The 19,304-nt window shown below is 39.3% G+C and carries 19 protein-coding genes; all 19 read right to left on the reverse strand.

What is annotated here, in order from left to right; translation table 11 throughout:
• Positions 1-87: 87 nt before the first annotated feature.
• Positions 88-1,023: a flagellar hook-associated protein FlgL gene (gene flgL / locus B6F02_RS06820; RefSeq protein WP_080146613.1), complete on the reverse strand. Its 936-nt coding sequence runs from the start codon at positions 1,021-1,023 to the stop codon at positions 88-90.
• Between the two features lie 3 nt (positions 1,024-1,026).
• Positions 1,027-2,520: a flagellar hook-associated protein FlgK gene (gene flgK, locus B6F02_RS06825; protein ID WP_080146614.1), complete on the reverse strand. Its 1,494-nt coding sequence runs from the start codon at positions 2,518-2,520 to the stop codon at positions 1,027-1,029.
• A gap of 12 nt (positions 2,521-2,532) precedes the next feature.
• Positions 2,533-2,898 (reverse strand): flagellar export chaperone FlgN, encoded by a 366-nt coding sequence (gene flgN, locus B6F02_RS06830; protein WP_080146615.1) that lies wholly within the window; start codon positions 2,896-2,898, stop codon positions 2,533-2,535.
• Between the two features lie 3 nt (positions 2,899-2,901).
• Positions 2,902-3,186 (reverse strand): flagellar biosynthesis anti-sigma factor FlgM, encoded by a 285-nt coding sequence (gene flgM, locus B6F02_RS06835; protein WP_080146616.1) that lies wholly within the window; start codon positions 3,184-3,186, stop codon positions 2,902-2,904.
• Between the two features lie 205 nt (positions 3,187-3,391).
• The gene (fliY, locus tag B6F02_RS06840; RefSeq protein ID WP_080146617.1) at positions 3,392-4,510 is read right to left on the reverse strand and encodes a flagellar motor switch phosphatase FliY; all 1,119 of its coding nucleotides are present in this window, start codon (positions 4,508-4,510) and stop codon (positions 3,392-3,394) included.
• Positions 4,503-5,507, reverse strand: a complete 1,005-nt coding sequence (gene fliM / locus B6F02_RS06845) for a flagellar motor switch protein FliM (protein ID WP_256864663.1) — start codon at positions 5,505-5,507, stop codon at positions 4,503-4,505. Before fliM ends, fliY begins: the two co-directional genes overlap by 8 nt.
• Complete coding sequence (locus tag B6F02_RS06850; protein ID WP_080146618.1) at positions 5,507-5,920, reverse strand: chemotaxis protein CheW; 414 nt, start codon at positions 5,918-5,920, stop codon at positions 5,507-5,509. Before B6F02_RS06850 ends, fliM begins: the two co-directional genes overlap by 1 nt.
• 85 nt (positions 5,921-6,005) lie before the next feature.
• Positions 6,006-6,368 (reverse strand): response regulator, encoded by a 363-nt coding sequence (locus B6F02_RS06855; RefSeq protein ID WP_080146619.1) that lies wholly within the window; start codon positions 6,366-6,368, stop codon positions 6,006-6,008.
• A 23-nt stretch (positions 6,369-6,391) separates the two neighbouring features.
• Positions 6,392-6,994 carry a chemotaxis protein CheC gene (locus B6F02_RS06860; RefSeq protein WP_080146620.1) on the reverse strand — a complete coding sequence of 201 codons (603 nt, stop codon included), beginning with the start codon at positions 6,992-6,994 and terminating at the stop codon, positions 6,392-6,394.
• On the reverse strand, positions 6,991-9,015 hold the full coding sequence (locus B6F02_RS06865; RefSeq protein WP_080146621.1) for a chemotaxis protein CheA: 2,025 nt from the start codon (positions 9,013-9,015) through the stop codon (positions 6,991-6,993). Before B6F02_RS06865 ends, B6F02_RS06860 begins: the two co-directional genes overlap by 4 nt.
• 25 nt (positions 9,016-9,040) lie before the next feature.
• Positions 9,041-9,829 (reverse strand): CheR family methyltransferase, encoded by a 789-nt coding sequence (locus B6F02_RS06870; RefSeq protein WP_080146622.1) that lies wholly within the window; start codon positions 9,827-9,829, stop codon positions 9,041-9,043.
• On the reverse strand, positions 9,826-10,833 hold the full coding sequence (cheB, locus tag B6F02_RS06875; protein ID WP_080146623.1) for a chemotaxis-specific protein-glutamate methyltransferase CheB: 1,008 nt from the start codon (positions 10,831-10,833) through the stop codon (positions 9,826-9,828). Before cheB ends, B6F02_RS06870 begins: the two co-directional genes overlap by 4 nt.
• Before the next feature lie 34 nt (positions 10,834-10,867).
• Positions 10,868-11,350: a chemotaxis protein CheD gene (locus B6F02_RS06880; protein WP_080146624.1), complete on the reverse strand. Its 483-nt coding sequence runs from the start codon at positions 11,348-11,350 to the stop codon at positions 10,868-10,870.
• A gap of 34 nt (positions 11,351-11,384) precedes the next feature.
• The gene (locus B6F02_RS06885; protein ID WP_080146625.1) at positions 11,385-11,861 is read right to left on the reverse strand and encodes a chemotaxis protein CheW; all 477 of its coding nucleotides are present in this window, start codon (positions 11,859-11,861) and stop codon (positions 11,385-11,387) included.
• Between the two features lie 22 nt (positions 11,862-11,883).
• The gene (locus B6F02_RS06890) at positions 11,884-14,148 is read right to left on the reverse strand and encodes a methyl-accepting chemotaxis protein (RefSeq protein ID WP_080146626.1); all 2,265 of its coding nucleotides are present in this window, start codon (positions 14,146-14,148) and stop codon (positions 11,884-11,886) included.
• A 215-nt stretch (positions 14,149-14,363) separates the two neighbouring features.
• Complete coding sequence (locus B6F02_RS06895; RefSeq protein ID WP_080146627.1) at positions 14,364-16,484, reverse strand: methyl-accepting chemotaxis protein; 2,121 nt, start codon at positions 16,482-16,484, stop codon at positions 14,364-14,366.
• Positions 16,485-16,672: 188 nt separating this feature from the next.
• The gene (gene hflX / locus B6F02_RS06900; protein WP_080146628.1) at positions 16,673-17,917 is read right to left on the reverse strand and encodes a GTPase HflX; all 1,245 of its coding nucleotides are present in this window, start codon (positions 17,915-17,917) and stop codon (positions 16,673-16,675) included.
• Between the two features lie 4 nt (positions 17,918-17,921).
• Positions 17,922-18,857 carry a tRNA (adenosine(37)-N6)-dimethylallyltransferase MiaA gene (miaA, locus tag B6F02_RS06905; protein ID WP_080146629.1) on the reverse strand — a complete coding sequence of 312 codons (936 nt, stop codon included), beginning with the start codon at positions 18,855-18,857 and terminating at the stop codon, positions 17,922-17,924.
• A gap of 97 nt (positions 18,858-18,954) precedes the next feature.
• Entirely contained in the window at positions 18,955-19,287 is a 333-nt protein-coding gene (locus tag B6F02_RS06910) for a hypothetical protein (RefSeq protein ID WP_080146630.1), read from the reverse strand.
• Positions 19,288-19,304: the final 17 nt, after the last annotated feature.

The following is a 19,304-nucleotide window of genomic DNA, read 5'->3' on the forward strand; positions in this document are numbered from 1 at the left end:
CCATTTAAAGAAAATATTCAAAAAAAAACTTTCTAAAATCGAGTGTGAACTCAGAATTAGAAAGTTAAGTTGATAGAAAGCTATTTTTTACATGTAATTCAATAAACTGTTCTGAAGTATTTTATTTCCCATCTGAAGTGAAGCTTCATAAGCTACCATTTCCATTGAATACTGCATATATGTTTCAGCAAGATCAATATCTTGTGTGTTGGAATAGGTTGTTTTTAAATTCAAATATTCTGATTCATTACGATCTTTAGCTGCTGTCAATCGGTTGTTGGTTGCTCCAATACCTGTTCGAAGGTTAACGATATTATTCATTTCAGCATCCACTCGTTCTAATAACTCTCCGCCAAGATCGTCTGTATTGTTTTCATCAAGCGCAGTCAGCAATTTATTAAAGAAAGCACCTAAATTATCTTCTTCACCTTGGCTATTCATTAAAGCGCGTCCATCGGTCTGCAGCTCCACATTAACCCCACGGGCAATTTCTTTCGTTGTATTTCCAGACATGCCAGGGCCATTTTCTTCTGTAGTTCCATTATATTGGATACCTGTAAAGTTGCCTTCTGCATCTAAAGTTTTTTCGAAAGGTTTTGATGTTGTATGATTACCCGCAAAAATGTATCGACCACCGAAACTGGTATTCAGTGAATCCAGCAGCGTATCGATTTCATTCTCTACTTCTGTTCTGATGGCATCTCGGTCTTGTTCATTATAGGTACCATTCGCTGCTTGTTGCGTCAGTGTATAGATTCGCTGCATTGAATTCGTTGCATTTGCCAGTGCTGAATCTTGAGCATTGGTAAAATCAATTGAGTCGTTGATCGTAGATTTGTATTCTTCATTTTGTTTGATTTCATTATTCAGGTCTAATACTTTAGAAACTTTCAGCGGATCGTCACTAGGACGGCTGACTTGTTCCATTGTGGAAAGCTGCTCCTGATATTTATAAACACTTTTCATATTGTTGTTTAAGTTGCGCATAAAGTTTTTAGACATTAATGAGTTTGTGATTCTCAATGATTACACCCCTGTTCGGTTGATTAATGTATCCAGCATTTCTGACAATGTGGCAAGCACTTTTGAATTTGCTTGGAAAGCACTTGAATATTTGATCATATCGGTAACTTCACCGTTAATGTCAACACCAGATACAGATTCACGACGTTGTTCCAGTAGTGCCATCAATCCTTCTTGGGTATCCAGCATATTATCTGATTGCTGCTTGATAATGCCCATGTCCGTTACCATCCCGTTATAGCTGTCAAATAGTGTTGAACTATTTACATCTGAGTTGATTTTCATAGTATTCTCATTATACCAATCACCGTCTAAGTTAATGGGTGTATTCTTCAAACTTGAAATCAACTGTGCTCTAGAACCATCCCCAGCAATCTCATTGTTTAAAGATTTTCCGGTTACAATCAGACTTGGATTTTCCTTGATCTCTTGGTTAACTTGCAAAGATAAAGCCGATCCTTCTTCGCTGACAGTAAAGAAATCAATTCCATCTTCATCGCCATCGTTGCTGTGAATGGTGTTAACAGCAGTAGCAAAGTCATAAGCAAATTGATCTAATCCCGCTTGCATATCATCAATAACCGTCAAAGCTTCTTGTGTTCCTTTAACACTTCCGCCATCAAGGTTGATGGGCTGATACGCAGCAGTTCCTTCATTATCCGACTTGATAACGAATTGTCCTACTTTTGCTTCGGCAGTTAAAGTTGTTTTGTCTGATAAAACGGCTTCCCCAGAATCATTTAAGCTGGTAACGGTCATGATTTCATTACGCGTATTTTCATTTAGCAGCGTTTGTTCATCCATGGTAATAGAAACTCGGTTATACTTGTCTTTGCTGACTTGGATATCTCCCTGACTCGCTAACTTATTGACAAGCTGATCTTGCGTATCTAATAAATCATTAGGTGTATATCCTCTAACAGAAGCTTGCCAGATCTGGTGGTTCAAATCTTCCAGCTGCTTAAGCGTTGAGTTTGCATCGACAGCAGCTTTATCCAGTTGCTGTACAGTATCTGCTTTTAGTGCTTTCATAGCATTAGCCATATGTTGGATGGTATCTACAAATGTTTCACTCGTTTGAACAATCATAGTTTTAGAAGCTGCTTGTTCCGGATTGGAAGCTAAGTAGGTCCATGCATTGAACACTTCGGAGATCTGGTTGGATAACCCAGTTTCTGAAGGTTCATTGAACGTCGCTTCTAATTGTCCAATTGTATCCGATAGTGCTTGATGTTTGCTTGTTGTAGAATACCCATTCATTAACTGATTCATAATAAAGGGATCAGTCATTCTAGAGATCCCGCCGACTTGTACGCCTGTACCGATCTGACCGACTCCCGGTACTTGTTGCGCGACATTAGTCTGCAGATCTACACGCTGTCTTGAATAACCTGGTGTGTTCAAGTTCGAAACATTGTGTCCAATCGTTTGTAGTGCATTTTGCTGTGCAAGCAGTCCGCTGGTTGCCGTATTTAGTGTTCCAAATAATCCTGACATGGTATGTACTCCTTATAATGACTGATCAATAAAGGCCGTTTGTCCTGTTTTTTCAAAGGTGCCTTTTTTAGAATAAGTATTTTTCTTTGTGACATTCTTTTGAATATTACTGACAAGTTGTTCTGTAAAACTTAAAGATTGTTCTGTCAGCATTAAGTTTATTTCCTGCAGCTCTTTGATTTCTTTTGTTGTTTCGATTAATTGGTCGATGTCGATATCTGCCTCATCAAAAGCAGATAGTGCAGTCATGATCTCTTCTTTTGACTGCACTAATTCGACAAGTCGCTCGCCATTATGTTGGATCAGAACGGTGCTTTCTTCAGTCAGCAGGTTCTTCAATTCCAGCATTTTAGCCAGTACTTGTTCTGTTTTTGACATGGATTATAGCTCCTTTTGATCCTGGATCGTACGAACTAACTCTTCAGAAATTTTGCTGGCATCCACTTCATATTCACCGTTTTGGATTGCGGCTTTGATGGCTTGAACTTTTTCTGAAAAAGCTGTCTTTTCAGCATCCAGCAGTGCTTGCGCTTCTTTAGAGATATTGACTTCAACGGGTGACTGGCTTTTTGCAGACGCGGCAGCTGGCTTAGCAGCTTTTGAAGCGCCTGATTTGGTTTGGTTGATAGAGTTCAAATATTTATTATATTGGTTATCGATTTTCATGATTATCGCCTCTTTTTAAATAGATTATTAGGTGATCAACTGTGTTCACAACAAGGTGAACGGTATACAGTACTATTATCGGTCAAGATTTTATAAGTTTAAGGTTTAATTTCTATTTCTCCAACTTAAATAGTATAGCGAAAATCGTCACAGGTTGAAAGTACAAAAAAGCATCAGCCGGAGCTGATGCCATTAAGTATTCAGTTTATTTCAAATGATTCAATCTTTGTTCTTTGCTGAGGATATTTGTGATTCTGATACCGAAGCTTTCATTAATGACAACGACTTCGCCTTCAGCGATCAATTTTCCATTTACGTAGATTTCTAATGGTTCATCCGTCATTTTATCCAATTCAACGACTGAGCCTGTCCCAAGCGACAAAATATCTTTGATCGTCTTTTTGCTTTTTCCTAAAACAACGCTGAAGTCCAGCGGTACATCCATGATCAGATCCAGATTACGCGGTGAATTTCTTAAACTTGATTGTTCAAGATCTTGGAATTTCGGTTTCTGAACATTCACTGTTTCTTCTGCTGGAGCTGGTTCAGCTTTCTGTTCAGGTTCGTAAGCGGATGGTGTCTCTGCAACAGCCTCTTGTGGTTGAGAGGTTTCTCTTCCGTTCAACACTTCTGCTTCATCACCCAGCATAATCTCTACGATTTCCGAAGTCGTATCCAGCGGTAAAATCTGCATGATCTCGCTCTCCAGCAATCCTTCTACGCTTAAGTTGAAAGAGGTTTTTACAACCAGGCTTTCATCGGTCATTCCTTCAAGAACTGCATCTTCCAATTTATTCCATGATTCTACCTTAGGCGGCAGGATGTCGATCTTTTTATTGAACATCGTAGCCATGGCGGTTGAAGCTGACCCCATCATTTGGTTCATCGCTTCAGCAACGGCACTTAGTTCCAGTTCTGTAAACTCTTTTCCTTCTACATCTGTTCCATCGTTACCCATCATCAAATCAGCAATAATGATGGCATCTTGTACATCGATCATCAAGATGTTGTCGCCTTCTAACCCTTCTTTAAAGCCAATAGTTGTTACGACTTTTGGAACATCAGACTCTTCAATAATTTGTTTCAACGTCACACCAGACACTCTTGGTGTCGTGATTTTGATCGTACGATTCAATAATTGAGAAAGAGTGGTAGCTGCTTGAGACATGGAAATATTTCCGACTTCGCCCAAGATATCTTTTGTCTCTTGACTGATCAGGTCTGCTGAATCAGTATGATTGCCAGCCGGTTTATCAGCAGTACTCACACTGCCGCCGTTCAACAATGCATCGATTTCTTCTTGTGATAACTGATTGCTACTCATCTGCGCTCTCTCCTCCCATAAATTTTAATACTTCTACTGCTAAATGATCTTCTATCATGCCAGGTTTAACCTGATAATAAGGTTTATCTTCAATATACATTGTCAATGGTTTAGACGTTTTTTCATTCAACTGAATGATGTCGCCTTCTTCCATCTCTAAAAAATCAGAGATGGTCATCTGTGATTCACCCAGCAGCACTTCTAAGTTCAAAGGGACGTGATCCAGATTTTTGGACAATTGGCCTCTTTCAGATGAATCAAAGTCTTTACCAGAATGGAACCAGTTTTTGAAACTTAGTTTATCCAGAATTTCTTCAAAGAAGATATACGGAACACACATATTGATAAAAGTCCGCTGTTGTTCAAGACCTACTGAGAAAGTGACCAGTAAGACCGGTTCATTCGGAGACATGGTCTGCAGTAACTGCGGATTGGTTTCTGTGTATTCCAGCTCAACGGATAGCTCAGTGATTTCCCGCCATGCGGTTTCGAATGAACGTAAAAAAGATTTCGTAATATCTTCTAGTATCGCTCGTTCGATATCTGTAAAACTGTTTTTCTCTGAAGAGAAGTTATCTTCTGAAACTTCATTGTATCCGCACAGCAATTCGATCATTTGCAAACTGAACTGCGGATTGATTTCAATGATCTGCATCCCGTTAAGCGGTTTGCTTTGAAAAATGCCCATTAGGGTAAAGCTGGGAACAGAATGGACAAATTCATCAAAAGAAACTTGTTCAATTGCAGCGATTTTGATATCTACAGGTCTTCTCAACTGAGTAGATAACAGATTAACGGCAATTTTGGCAAAGTCTTCAAAGACCATTGTAATGGTTGATAAGTATTCTTTAGACAGACGAACAGGACGGCGAAAATCATACGGTTTTACCTTAGGGGAATCCAGTTCCTCTACCATTTGTTCTGTATCGATTTCGCCACTGTCCATCGCATCCAACAATGCATCGATTTCTTGTTGTGACAGGACTTTTTGGCTCACTATACTTCCTCTTTCTCCTTAAAGATCTTTTCTAGTTCAATACAGCTTACGATCTCACCGTAAGCTGAGATGTATCCAGAAATTACAGATTCTTCTTCCCCCACAGATTGCAGCTGGTCCTCTTCAATATCGCTTACTCCAATTACAGCGCCTACTTTAAGTGCAATAGGATTTTCTTCGGTATGTATGATGATTGTATTTTTATACCAATCGCCTTCAGAAGAATGGGATCCATTAAGGAGTATATCGAGGTCTACAAGTGTCATCACCTGTCCTCTTAAATTAACCAGTCCTACCGTCCACTCAGGAGACTGCGGTATAATCGTTGAGTCCAGTACAGTCGTTATTTCTTCTACTTTGTCTGTGGAAAATCCATAAATTCTTTCACCTAGACGAAACACGATCATTTGCATGGCTCGTCCCTCCTTATTATACGTAATATAAAACGGTGTGGGTGTGACAATTTTTTGAATTTCACATCCCCACCGTTATGTAGTCTTACTGGCTTGCTTTATCTAGTGCTTTGATGACACGTTCTGTATCAAAAGGTTTTACGATAAAGTCAATAGCTCCTGCACGAATCGCATCCATTACCATTGATTGTTGTCCCATAGCTGAGCACATCAATACAACAGCACTAGGGTCGATCGCTTTGATTTCTTTCAAAGCTTCAACACCATCTTTTTCCGGCATGGTAATATCCATCGTTACTAAATCAGGTTGAGTTTCTTTGAATTTTTCTACTGCTTCAATTCCATTTTGAGCTTCTGCTGCTACTTCATACCCATTTTTCTCAAGAATATCCTTTAATTTAATGCGCATGAATGCTGCATCATCAACGATCAATACACGTTTAGCCATTTTAACATTTCTCCTTTTCGTTCTTAAATTCCTAGTTGACGCAATAATAATTCTAACACACCAGGCTTAGGTACAAAATATAAACTTCCGTCAATTTTGTGTCCTAAATTGTAAAATTCATTTTTGATGATAAATATATTTTGATCAAATTGTTCTTGTTCCATATAAACACTGCTTAAAATGGATCCAAACATATCTTCTGTCATGATGGGAACGGTTGACACAATATTACGTTGGATCATCTTCATGACAGCAGTCATAAAGGAGTGTACAAGGATATTCACAAGTTCCTTGATCGCTGAATCAACAAGTTCATCTGTCAACTCGACATCTTCCTGAAGCATCATTCTTGCCAGCTTTTCTGCATTTTCGGGTTGAACGACAAACAGAAAGACACCGTATTCTTTGAAATCTCCAAAAGCGTTCATCAATACCGCCTTGACGATTTCATCTTCCTTGCGAATTTTTTGAAAGACTTGCTCGTAATCCATGATTTCTAACGTTGGAACATCCATCTCAACTTGCCCGTCGATCATTGTTGCTAAGCTAGTTGCTGCGTTACCTCCGCCAATATTCACAATCTCCTGTAAAGCATCTAAGCGAAGCAAAGATTTTTTTTGCTTCATTGTATCGCTTCCCTTCTGCCTTTGCAGATGGAAGTGAGATCCAGAATCAGACTGATGCTACCGTCTCCCATGATCGTAGCACCTAAGAAGTGACCCATTTCACCCAGTTCTTTCCCTAATTTTTTGATGACGATTTCTTTTTGTTGAACTAACTCATCAACAACTAAGGCGTGTTTTTCATCTCCGATCGAAACAATGATCACATGCGGACTGCCGGACTCATCTTCTGGCAATTCCAGTTTTTCCGTTAAACGGGTCAATGGAATGGTTGTTTCTTTGTATTGATAGACCTCTCCTTGGTGAACTTGAATAGCATCCTGTTCTTCAAATCGGTTTACTTTATCTATGATGGCTTGCGGCATCGCGAAGGTTTCTCCACCAGCTTTAACTAGTAGGGCTTGAATAATAGATAAGGTCAGCGGCAGAACGATTTTAAAGGTCGTTCCTTCTCCTGGAACACTGATCGTTTCGATCGTTCCGTTCAAACTGTTGATTTTTTGTTTAACAGCATCCATCCCTACACCGCGTCCGGAAATACCGGTCACTTTAGCAGCTGTTGAAAAGCCAGGGTGGAAAATCAGCTGCTGAATCTCTTCATCGGATAAGCCATCGGTTGATATGCCTTTTTTCTCTGCACTTGCTTTGATGATTTCCGGTTTTAATCCTTTACCGTCATCAGATAGCGTAACGACCACTCTGTTTCCTTCAGGATAAGCTGCCAGTTTAACTGTACCTGTTCTTGGTTTACCCAGTTTTTCCCGTTCATCCGGCATTTCCACACCGTGGTCGGCCGAATTTCTGAGCAAGTGAATCAGCGGCTCGCCAATTTCAGAAATAACCGTACGGTCTAACTCAGTGTCTTCTCCTTCAGTGACTAACTGGATCTCTTTCCCCAGTTCGTTCGCCAGATCTCTCAGCATTCGAGGAAAACGTTGAACGACCACACTAAAAGGCTGCATCCGTAACTGAAGAACTAACTCTTGCAGTTCTGTTGTAATTCTTCCAACTTGAGTCAGTGGTTCCGAAAGTTCAGATAATTTCTCTTTCTCAGATAAGTCCTCCAAACGGGTACGATGAATCACCAATTCAGATACTAAGTTCATAAATTGATCTAGTCTGGATAGATCTACGCGTATCGTTTGCTTTGCGATCGATTTTTTAGCTGTGGCAGCTTTTGTTGCTTGGTCAGCAGCAGCAGTTGGTGTTTCGACTGCGTTCGCAGCTGTTTCGATCGGAATGACCTCTGCTTTTTTTACGTGCTGCTCTTTTTGGAACGGTTCAATCAGCACTTGTTCAATTTCACTGGTATCCATAATTTGTGCTTTAATGTCTTCAGTATCTGATTTGCTGAGCAGCAGCAGTTTGAAATAATCCTCAAAGTCGCCTTCTTCGATTTTGTCAGAAGCAGGCTCTGTATGCATAATATCGCCTTCCTGCTCTAGCTTATTGATGACAAGGAAAGCTCGAGCAGCTTTCATAAAGCTCTCGTTATCGACTTTTACAGCAATCGAATAGGCTTTGTACTCAGTCTGTTCAGCTTGGGCAATCACTTCTAAGTCAGAGTCTTCCAAGTTAGATAAGATCAGATTCATTTCAGCAGAATGCTGATCACCAGTATCCTCAGTTACTGCATTCCATTCTGCGTCTCCGACAGCTTCCAGACGTTTGACAAGATGAGTGATATCCATATCATCACTTTCTCCGGCCCGAAGCGCTTCTACTATATCTGTTAATGCATCCAGACAGTCAAATATCAGTGAAATCGACTGTGTGTCTACCTGAGCAGTATGAGATTTAAATAATTCAAAGACATTTTCGACTGAATGGGTTAATTTTGCCATTGTATTATATCCCATTGTAGCAGCCATTCCCTTTAGGGTATGAGCGGCTCTGAATATAGCATCAATAATCTCACGGTCTTCAGGATTTTGTTCTAAACGCAGCACTTCTTCGTTTAATACTTCTAAATTGGTGTCTGTTTCCTCGAAAAACAGATCGCGGTATGCACTATTATCTTCCATGCTGATCGCCTCCTTCTAAATTGATTTAAACTATTTTTTCATATATAAATGATGCAACTTTTCTTAGTCCATATTGATCCGGCTGATAAATAGTCTCTGTTGCTCCTGTAAACAATAGGCCGCCCTTGACTAGAGAATCTGCCATCTTCCGATAAATTTCATCTTTCACTTCCGACTTGAAATAAATCGTCACGTTGCGGCATACGATTGCGTGGAACCCACTCTCATAATTTTCTTGCACTAGATCATGCTGTTTAAACTGGACTTTATCCCTTATTGATCGATGAATCGTATAATATCCATCGTCTTTAGTAAAGTACGTTTCTTTATCTACAAGCGATACATTTTTCAGTTCACCTTCACGGAAGTAGCCTTTCCCAGCTCTTTCAAGAATGGTCGTATCAATATCTGTTGCCAGGATTTTCTGTTTCAATTTGATGTTGTTTTTTTCCATAATAATAGCTAATGAATAGGGTTCTGCACCGATAGAACAAGCGGCACTCCAGATTTTCAATGCATCAAATTTAACCGACAAGTGCGTATTGACCATGAGTTCAAAGTTTTCAAATAAATCTTTATTTCTGAAAAATTCGGTTACATTGATCGTTATGTAATCCAGGAATTGTTTTTTAATGATTTCATCTGTTGAGATACTTCGGGCATATTCTTCTAAAGTAGCAGCTCCAGCCTGTTTCATTACAGTGCCGATTCTGCGCTGCAATTGTTTTTCTTTGTAAGCATTTAAGTTGATTTCCAGATTATCTAGAACCCACTTATAAAAAAACTCAAAATTTAATGTCGACATATCTATCATCCAATCATATGTTTTAATATTCCGCCGATTTCATCCAGCCTTGCTACTTTATCCGAAAATCCTTTTTCTTCCACATTCTTTGGCATACCGTAAATCACACAAGTCTCTTGATCTTGTGTGATCATATATCCGCCAGCTTTTTTGATGGCCATACTCCCTTTTAATCCATCATTTCCCATTCCAGTGAGCACAACACCCACTAGATGATTTTGATACTTTTCTGCTGCACTTTCAAATAAATAATCGACAGCAGGTCTGACTCCATGAATTTTTTCATCTTCTGTTAAGCGGATTTTATTGTTTTCAATCACCATGTGTTTTCCACCTGGTGCAAGATAAACGATGTCATTGTATATTCGTTCTCCGTCTTCAGCTTCGACGATTTTGAGAGCCGATAAAGTGTCTAGCCGTTTTGCAAATGATGCAGTGAATCCTTTAGGCATATGCTGAACGATAAATATCGGGATACCCACTTTATCCGGCAATTCTTTTATGACTTCGATAATCGCTTTAGGTCCTCCAGTAGAGGCTCCGATGACGATGGCATCCACTGGTGATGCAAAAGTCTGCTGAACTTTTATAGGTTGTTCGACCTGTTTGACTGCTAGTTTGATGACTGAAAAGTGCGCTTTGATTTTTTTCTCTAACGCTTCGCTGAACAGTGTCCAGTCTTTATTGATATCTTTAGGTCGTGAGATAAAATCTAAAGCGCCAAGTTCCAAAGCTTTTAATGTTGTCTCTTTTCCATCTGTCGATGAGCAGATCAGCAGTACTGGAACATTATATAGATGAGTCAGCTTACTCAACAGGTTCAAGCCAACACTACTTGAATCTTGTATGTCAATCGTGATCAGATCCGGCAGTTCTTTTCTCAATTCGGTAAATAACTCAGTTTCCGTGCTGACCGTTTTAAAAACTTCTACTCCTTCTATATCTCGGAGAATATGGCTCATGATTTTTCGCATTAATGTGGAAGAGTCCAACACCATAACTTTTATTGACATCTTCCAGCATCCTTCTCTAATAGTGATTTTTTTCTTATAGTATGTGCAGTTCGCGATTGACCATACGCACAGTCACTTTGAACGTTTCTAAATCAACAAACATGGTTCTTCCCATTTCTCCTCCAGTATGTTCTCCCAGGACAGGAATGTTCATTGAGTATAAGACATCTTTGACCGCCTTTATATTTCGCTTTCCGATCTGGATAGAATCAGGCTTCGAGCTGAATGAAAACATGCTGGCACCTCCAGCAATTTTTGCAATCAGCTTCTTATTGCCTGTCTGTTTAAAAAGCAGCTCAGCTACTTTCGGTATCGCAAGATCAGCAAATTTTTCCCATTTGGTCGTATCTTTGAATCCGCTGCTTTCCGGCAGCATGATATGGATCAGCGCCCCGACTTTAGTAATGGGTTCGTACAAAGCGATTCCCACACAAGAGCCCAGCCCTATCGTAATCAGCTGATTGGGCGGCTCGGAGATTTTATAATCTGAAATCCCCACTTTCACTTGTTCTGACATGACCTATCCTCCATCACTTGATAAAGCATTGCGCTCAATGCTGAATGCTGTCGATTTCTAACAAAGCTCGGATTTCTTCAGCTTGTTCAGCATTGAATAACAGGTTCGTATCTAAGATAGGAATAATGCCAGTATCCGTTTGAACAAAGTTTGAAATATAGGACGTCGCCAGTCCATCCATTTTATCTAATTGTTTTCTGTCTTTTGAAACTTGAGTTTCATAGTACGTTTCAACTGATAAAACTTCATTTACAGCGATACCGATTTTCTCGCCTTTCCAGTTAACGATGATTGTATCTGAGCGGTCAAGGTTTTCAATCTTCATCCCATAAAATCTTTGTGCCATATCTATGAGTGGTGTTATCACACCTTCTACGTCTTGGATTCCAATGACAGAGGCAGACATATCGGGCACAACAGTGAGATTTTCAATATGGATCACTCGATCCGTACTCGAGATTGGAATAGCAAAAGTCTGTTCTCCTACTCGAAACAAAATATGTTTATTCAATTTAGCTCCTCTTTTCTACAAATTAGACAGGTTGAGCTGTCAAGTTACCTTCGTCTACTGTCGGTCCAGCTGCTGATTTGCGTGAACCATTGATTTCAAAACCAGCTGCAGATTCTTTTAATGTTGCAGCAACTTCTTCAAGCGTTCTGATATGAGAAGAGAAATCTTCCATTGTTGCCAGAATTTCTTCTGCATTAGCAGAAACCTCTTGAGTCCCAGCAGAATTTTCTTCCGCTGAAGCTGCAATATTTTCCAGTTGAGCAACCACTTCATCTTTCCGTTCATTGATTACGGTAGAAGACTGCATAACGACAATCATACTCGCAACTAATTGTTCTAATGAACTCGCAACATTTTCAGAAGCTGTCAATGCTTCATTGATTTTCTGTGTCTGAACTTCGCTTTCCTGATTCGTTTCTTCTAAATGACTGACCATTCCAGTAGATTTCCCTTGGATAGTATGAATAATATTTTGAATATCTTTGGAAGACTGAGCACTTTGTTCAGCCAATTTGCGAATCTCTTCTGCTACTACAGCGAATCCTCTTCCTGCATCGCCAGCTCTGGCTGCTTCAATCGAAGCATTAAGGGCTAGGAGATTCGTTTTCTTAGCAATATTTGTGATTGCTAAAACGATGCCTTCGATACTTTGAATGTCGCCATCCACTTCTTCAATTTGTTCTTTCAAATTGTTTAAGGTCTCTAAGGTGACTTTCCAGTTTCCATCTACTTCTTGAGTAGCAAAAATGTTATTCCCGTTCAGTATCATTGTTTCATCTGCATGTCCACCCATTTTACCGACTGCTTCGTTGATCTCATTCAAAGCCTGCGACAAGTCGTTCATTTGGGTAGCTGTTTCTTCTGTATCCTGTGTCTGTGAACTCGTTGCTTCTGCTACACCCGTTATCGTTTGAGAAACTTCTGCTGTCGCTCTACTCGTCTGATCCGAAAGTTCAGTCAGAGTTGTAGCCATTTCAGATACATTTTTACTATTTCCTTGAATAGTCGCAATCGTAGATTCAAAAGTATCCATGGTCTCATTAAATGCTAGCGCTATTTGGTGAATCTCATTCCCTTTAGGATCCAGATCAGATCGAGCAGCTTTTTTTGTATTTTCTTTAGATGGCTGGCTGCCAGCCGCTTTGTTCACCAAAGCTGAAATAGGATTTTTGAAACTGACTAATTCCCCATAAGATAGACGATTTTTTAGATTTCCATTTTTCACTTGCTCGAATTTCTCCATCAGACTATTGGTAATGGACATGATGAATCCTGCTGCAAAGTAAGAAATAATCGCTGCGAGGATAATCGTAAAAATGATAATGATGATCAGCATAGTGGTTAAAGCAGCTTTTTCACTGCTCATTTCATTGGCATCGACCATCCCAAAGACCATCAAATCTAAATTAGGAATCCGTTCATAGTAAATTCCGAATGAAGACTGGTTAACAGTCTGATCATAGATCATGCCGGTATTATCATCAGTCATTTCATTTTTTGCTTTGACGAAAAACGGCTTATCTTCATATCGCTGTCCAATAATAGATTCATCTGGAGAAGCCAATACAATTCCATCATTCGTAATAATCTGTACGGATCCTGTTTCTGCGATTTCTGCTTCTCGAACGTCTTGTTTGATTGTCTCTAAATCCAAATCAACTGCCAGGATTCCAATCGTCGTTCTGCCAGCTACAAGTGGTCTAGTAACTGTCATGCGAGTTCGATTATTTAGAATAAACGGCTCAGACCAGTCCATTCCAACCGATTCCTTAGCTGTATTGAACCACGGCAGGATTTCAGTAATCGCTTTTCCTTTTAGTGATACAGTAGTTACAGCATTTTCTTCAGTATTTTCTGTCGGTATATAATAAGCATCAGCTATGTAACGATTTCCAGTAGACACATAATTGAGTCGGGAACTCAAGTCTTGTTTGGCATCTTCTACTCCAGAAGAAACCTGGTTCAACAAACTGTCCATCGCCAATCGTTCAACGGTTGACTCTGCTGCTGCTGCAGCACTATCGATCGTGCTGATAATATTTGTTGTGATCTGACGTTCTTGATCTTCAATTCGCTGCGTTAAAACGGTTGTTGTCTGTATGTATGCAAAGGTCAGCGATGCTAGTACCGGGATCAGCATCACGACGGTGAGTGCGATCATAATCGGCCATCTGACGCTTTTGTGACCTTTCTTATGTATGTTGTTTTTAGAACCCTTCAGTTTAGACCAATCGACTTTATTCCATTGACTCTTGAAAGTGTTCCATTGTGCTTTGATTTTATCCATAAATTTACGAACTCCTTCTCAGTGCAACAATGCACCTCATTAAAATATACTTTAAAGAATACTTAACCGACATAGTTTATTATCGGTAAGTATTCTTTAAAGTTTATATTAAAAAAGGAATAATTTAAAATAGAAATCTCACTCTTTAACTTAAAGTTGTTAGAATAGAATGAATAATGGTACCGTATTAAGAAAGAATTGAAGATAAAATTATCCTATTTGATCGTAAAATGATCAGTCGATTCTTTTAATGTGCCTGATAATTCTTTTAGATGATGGATCGTATCTAAGAATTCATCCATTGTAGCCAAAATTTCTTCAGCGTTAGCAGAGACTTCTTCTGTTCCTGATGAATTTTCTTCTGCGGAAGAAGCAATGTTGACTAAAGCACCAACAACTTGTTCTTTTTTTTGTTCGATCGTCGAAGTTGAATCAATGGTTTTATCAATAGATACCACCAGTTCTTCGATCCGTTTAGAAATATCAGCATTGGTCTGTGTTACTTCACTCAATGCACTAGTCTGATTTTGACTCTCTTCAAAGGCTTCTTCTAATGTATGGACCATTCCGGTTGATTTATCTTGAACATTCGATATGATTGTACTAATGGTATCAGAAGATTTATGACTCTGCTCAGCCAGTTTTCTGATCTCTTCAGCAACCACAGCAAATCCTTTTCCAGAATCACCAGCACGCGCCGCTTCTATAGATGCATTAAGAGACAAGAGGTTCGTCTTCTCTGCAATTCCTTGAATTACTTCAAGAATTCCTTCGATATTTTGAATGTCTTGATCGACCGTCAAAATATTGCCTTTCAACTGCTCTAATGTGCGCAACGTTGCAGACCAATTCTTATTAACATTATCCAGATTAGCGTTATTTTCTTTCAAAGCACTCGTAGTCGTATCTGATTTATCAGCAATGATCTTTACATGTTTTGAGATTCGGTCTACTGAACTCGATAATTCATTCATCTGATTTGCTGTCTCTTCCGTGTCCTTAGTTTGTATACTGGTTGCTTCAGCAATTCCAGCAATCGTTTCAGAAACTTCCTCTGTCGCAGATTGTGTCTGTTCTGCAATATTATACAAATTATCAGACATAGACGTGACATTTGTCGCTTTATCAATGATCATATGAATGACTTGGTTAAATGAACGAGCTGCCTGGTTAAAACTAATGGCAATCTGATGTAATTCATTTCCGTTAGGATCCAGATTCGCTTTTTCCTTTTGTTCTTCAAGCAGTGCCTGCGGGTCTTTTTTCTTGTCTTTTCCAAATAAGTCATAATTAAATGCATAAATACGTGCCGTCATGTCTCCGTGCTCTAGTTTATATAGAGCTTGCTGAATCGTACGGGTTATAGAGACAACATACTGAGACACCAGCCATCCGATAATGACAGCGAGTATGAGTGTAATGAATAGAACAATCACAACTCTATTCAAGAACATCTGGTTCTCATTCGCCATTTCATCTGCTGATACTGTACCATATACTGTTAGTCCCAACTGCTCAACATTCTCATAGTAAATGGGGAAAGAACGATTATTTAGATCGTTGAAAAGTTCACCTGATTCACCCGTTGCATCTAAAAAGATCGACTGATCCGAGACGTCTTGTCCATTTAATTCCTGATTACTGGTTAGTTGTCTGATTCCTTTATTTGATATAACAAACGGATAGCCGGTACGTCCGATCTGTTTATTGTCAACAAAATCGCTGATATTCTGTAAATCGAGTGTTACACCGACAACTAATTCCTGGTTAGGCACTTGTCTTATAATAGCCATTGTAGTCGCTTCAGTTTCTTTATCAATATATGTATCTGACACATAGAATTCTTCATCTGTCTGCATTGCTCCATCGAACCATGCATTAGCCGATAAGTATAAATTTTCTTCAGATAATGTACTTACATTATTCATACCTGGTTGGTAAACAAAAATATCCGATACATAAGTCAATGATTCTTTCATCAACTCCATTGATCGATTTAATTGTGCTACGGGAGCGTCTTGTCCTAGTTGTCCGATTTCAGGAGCATTCGTTACGGCAGTAATCGTTGATTCAGCTTCAAGTTCAGCATCTTCCAGAAAAGATATCACTCGTCCTGTCGCTTCTTTTTGCTCTCTGAGCAAACGATGCTCTACCGTTTCCTCCATTTCAAGATATAACACATAAGATACAAGTACAACTGGTATCAGAACGAGTAAGCTGAAAATCAGAATTAATCGATTTCTAAGAGATTTCTTTCGCTTAATGTTCTTTTTTCGATCAGCTTTAGAAAAGTTTCTGAATTTTTCTTTAACATTTTCTTGAATAGAACCTTCCATTTTATTCCCACGCTTCCTTTTCAGTTAAATTTTACAACCTTTCGTATAATCGGAGACTAAACTATTGTTTTAAGGCTGTTTTCAGTAACCTTACTTCTTTGTAATCGTTAGATAACACTCTTTACATAAAATAAAAACTTCTATGCCAGCTGATTGTTTTATCAGCAGCATAGAAGCTTTTTTATGATTTATGATTTTTCAAATCGATTCCACTTCGAATCTTCCCTAGTATATCCTTCTAAGTGATAAACCTGATTCTCTTCGTCATATAACTGTCTTTCAATAATAGTTTCATTACGGAGCTGCACTAATAAATCTCCACGTGTATGCTCCACTTCAAGCTGATATGGAACCATTGTTTCCTGAATGGCATTCTCAACTTTCTCCAACAATAAAGCAATATCTTCATCAGACTTGGCTGAAATGACGACATTCGGGTACAAACTCGGCTCAACATTTCCTTCAACTAAATCTTTTTTATTGTAGACGGTTAATCTTGGAATGTTATCCATATCCAGTTCTTTCAATAAATCCAAGACCGTTTGTTCATGCCCGGATATATTTTCTTCTGATGCATCAACAACATGCAAAAGCAGATCCACCCCTTTTGACTCTTCTAAAGTCGATTGAAAGGCTTCAATCAGCTGTGTCGGCAGGTCCTGAATAAATCCTACTGTATCAGTTAGGGTTGCTTGCAGACCTGATGGCAAAACGATTTGTCTTGTTAGCGGGTCCAATGTGGCAAATAACTGGTTCTTTTCGTAAGTGCCTGTTTCAGTAATAGCATTTAATAGAGTGGATTTCCCGGCATTTGTATAACCGATTAATCCGATCTGATAGACATTGCTTTGTTTTCTTTGTTCACGGCTGCGTTCTCGGTGAGCTTCAATTTTTTTCAGTTCTCGTCTGATGTCTGTCATTTGTCGCTGGATATGTCTGCGGTCTGTCTCTAGTTTCGTTTCACCAGGACCACGTGTACCGATTCCAGCACCTAATCTTGACATATTGACCCCTTGTCCGGCAAGACGCGGCAGCAAGTATGATAACTGCGCCAGTTGTACTTGTAAACGTCCTTCTTTACTCTGGGCTCTTAAAGCAAAAATATCTAAAATAACTTGAATCCGATCAATGACTTTTGTTTCTACTTCTTCCTGGAGGTTGCGGATGTGTCTGGGAGAGAGTTCCTGGTTGAATACAACGGTGGCAGCCTCTGTTTCTTCCACCAAGTGTTTTAACTCATTCACTTTTCCTTTTCCAATAACGGTTTTTGCATCTTGCCGTTCTCTTTTCTGAGTTAATTCTCCGACTACTTCTCCTCCGGCATTTTCGACCAACTGCTTCAGTTCTTCTAATGAGTAAAGAAACTGCTGATCGGTTTCCGTAGTCTGGATGCCGGCAACGATCACTTTTTCATATTGCTCTTCTTGTTCCATCGTCTCACGTCCTTAAAAATACTTCTATTTGTTCTAGAAGCTCAGATTTTGTTTCTGGGTACTCTACTAAATTCCACCAGCCGCTGACCTCCATCCGATTTCTGAACCAGGTCAACTGACGTTTTGCATATCTTCTGGAATTCTGTTTGACTTTTTCTGTCGCTTTTTCTAATGATTCCTCGCCTTCAAAATAGGGAATCCATTCTTTATAGCCGATTCCTTTGATACTTTGCGCATCTGCTGGAACAGAACGGATCAGTTTTTCAGCTTCTTTCAGCAAGCCGAGTTCAAGCATTTCATCCACTCGTGAATCGATACGCTGATATAACAACGCTCGGTCAGTCGTCAGACCAATGATGAAAGCATCATACAATTTCTCTTTCTGCTGCTTTTCTGATTGCAGTACTGAAAAACGTTTACCAGTTGTTTTAAATACTTCTAGTGCTCGAATCACTCTGCGTACATTGTTAAAATGGATTTTTTCTGCAGCTTCAGGATCAGTATCTGCCAGTTTCTTCCATAAAGATTTATTGCCATGCTTAGCTGCATAACGCTCCATTTCAGCACGGTAAACTGGATTAGGTGCTGCTGATCCGCCATGAGAGACATTATATAGAAGGGACTCGATATATAAACCCGTTCCGCCTGCAATAATCGGCAGTTTATCTCGACTAGCGATCTCTTCTATTCTCGCAGAAGCCTTTTCTTTAAAATCAGAAACCGTATAAGCTTCCGTCGGTTCAATTTCATCAATTAGATAATGCGGGATCTGACTTCTTTCTTTCTGAGTCGCTTTTGCTGTACCAATGTCCAGACCTTTATAGATCTGCATAGAATCTCCGCTGATAATTTCTCCATTAAGCTGCTGTGCCAAAGAGATACTTAAACTTGTCTTTCCAACTGCGGTAGGACCGACAATCACAATTACTTTTTCTTTCACGTTCTGCCTCCAGTCACTTTCTGTACCGTTTAGTATACCATATTGACTGATAGGCTCTAAACAAAAAAGCAGCACCTGTACGGTACTGCTCACTGTATTACGCGTTCATTTGAGTTTCGATCTTGTCTAACAGTTCATTTCTGCCAGCGACTGCAAAGATAAATTCATCACCCTGGTTGTCGCTAATAAATAGTCGATTGGAAACCAGCTTGATCGATTTGCTTTTACGAAGCACATGGATATTCTCTAATTTGATGCGCAATGGTTCGTCAGAGAGGCTTCCTTTAAGTGATTTAAAATAAAGTGCCTGATCTGTAAGGATGATCGTTCCACTGATAAAATCATAACGTTTGTGCTTGAGCTTTGCTTTCTTATCTATGATTTGTGTCTCATCAGGTGGAAAAATTGAAGCTTCATTACTGTTTTTCAATATACACACCTTCTTTA

This window comes from Marinilactibacillus piezotolerans (genome assembly GCF_900169305.1).
Taxonomy (GTDB): Bacteria; Bacillota; Bacilli; order Lactobacillales; family Carnobacteriaceae_A; genus Marinilactibacillus; species Marinilactibacillus piezotolerans_A.